Origin of the sequence: Pectobacterium hainanensis, from assembly GCF_046237015.1 — a bacterium.
In the GTDB taxonomy this organism is placed as follows: Bacteria; Pseudomonadota; Gammaproteobacteria; order Enterobacterales; family Enterobacteriaceae; genus JBJYIN01.
Genome location: NZ_JBJYIN010000063.1, coordinates 1 through 250 on the forward strand (window position 1 = coordinate 1; position 250 = coordinate 250).

At 54.8% G+C, this 250-nt stretch carries 1 protein-coding gene; it reads left to right on the plus strand.

The window, feature by feature from the left end:
• Nucleotides 1–250: Ppx/GppA phosphatase family protein (locus tag ACKPVM_RS20520; protein ID WP_409311590.1), on the plus strand; the 250-nt coding region annotated here is incomplete at both ends.

A 250-nucleotide genomic window follows, 5' to 3' on the forward strand; every position in this document is an offset into this window, starting at 1 on the left:
TTGCCAAGGATCGTGCAGACATTATTGTGCCAGGTGTTCTCATATTGCGCACGGTCTTCCAGATCATCCAGGGAGATCGTTATGTCGTGAGCGGAGCGGGGTTACGGGATGGTTTGCTAAGGGATCTCCTGGCTGCAGGTCAGCCGGTCGTGCCAGACGCGCTGAAGGACAGCATTCGCAACTTCATCCATTTTGGCCCACCGATTCCGGAGAAACGTCTAAATCGGATCCACCAGGATGCGCTTACCCT